We start from the raw sequence: 1,262 nt of genomic DNA on the forward strand, positions 1-1,262 counted from the left end.
GGGACTGCTGCAAGATCAGGTGACAGGTTTGGTCACGCGGCCTGACTGGCCGGTGGGGTCATGATGGTTTCGTATTCGATGGGTGTCAAACGCCCGAGGGCGGTTTGGCGTCGGCGGCGGTGGTAGGTCCGTTCGATCCAGGTGACGATCGCGATGCGCAATTCCTCACGGCTGCACCAGGATCGGCGATCGAGGACGTTCTTCTGCAGCAGTGCGAAGAAACTCTCCATGGCGGCGTTGTCACCGGCCGCGCCGACGCGGCCCATCGATCCGGCCATGCCGTGACGGGTCAAGGCGCGCACGAACTTTCGGCTTCGAAATTGCGATCCTCGGTCGGTATGCAGAATGCAGCCGGCCACGTCACCGCGGCGAGCTGCCGCGTTGTTGAGCGCGCGGACCGCCAACGCCGATTTCATGCGCGAGTCGATGGAATAGCCGACGATCCGGTTGGAATAGACGTCCTTGACCGCGCAAATGTAGAGCTTTCCCTCCCCGGTGCGGTGTTCGGAAATATCGGCCAGCCACAACCGATTCGGGGCATCGGCGCGGAAGTTCCGCTGGACCAGGTCGTCATGGACCGGCGGTCCGACTTTGCCCTTGCCACTTCGTTTCTTGCCGAACACGCTCCACCAGCCGTGATCCGAGCAGATCCGCCACGCGGTCCGGTCGGCCATCGGCTCGCCCGCAGCGCGGGCCTCATCGGCCAGGAAGCGGTAGCCGAATTCCGGGTCGTCACGGTGGGCGTCGAACAAGGCGTTGGCCCGATAAGCCTGCTCGAGTTCGGCATCGGTGACCGGCTCGTCCAGCCACCGATAGTAGGGCTGACGGGCCAGTTCCAGCACCCGGCACGTCACCGTGACGGGGACCCCGTCTCCGGCCAGCTCGCGGACGAGCGGGTAGATCATTTTCCCGGCAGGCTAGCCTGGGCGAAGTAGGCGGCGGCCCGTTTGAGGACCTCGTTCTCCTGCTCCAGCAACCGGATCCGACGTTTCGCCGCCCGCAACTCGGCCGACTCGCTCGACGTCTTGCCCGGTTTGGCACCCTCGTCGACATCGGCCTGGCGCATCCATTTCGACAGCGTCATCGGGTGCACCCCGAAATCGGCGGCGACCTGTTCGAGGGTCACCCCGTCGTCGCGGTTACGCGCGACGCGCACGACATCGTCGCGGAACTCACGAGGGTAGGGCTTGGGCACAGCGACATCCTTCCAGCCCGCCCGAAGGCAAGCCAAATCGGTTGTCACCTACCTGTGCAGCAGTCCC

Annotated in this window: 1 protein-coding gene; it reads right to left on the reverse strand. The window is 65.0% G+C overall.

What is annotated here, in order from left to right; translation table 11 throughout:
- Nucleotides 1-32: 32 nt before the first annotated feature.
- Nucleotides 33-1,195 (reverse strand): IS3 family transposase gene (locus NBRGI_RS03275; protein ID WP_148310674.1). Its coding sequence is split into 2 segments (ribosomal slippage): nt 33-908 and nt 911-1,195, totalling 1,161 coding nucleotides; the frame shifts between segments, so codons are not numbered across the junction.
- Between the last annotated feature and the right edge of the window lie 67 nt (nt 1,196-1,262).

Origin of the sequence: Nocardia brasiliensis IFM 10847, assembly GCF_000710915.1 — a bacterium.
In the GTDB taxonomy this organism is placed as follows: Bacteria; Actinomycetota; Actinomycetes; order Mycobacteriales; family Mycobacteriaceae; genus Nocardia; species Nocardia brasiliensis_A.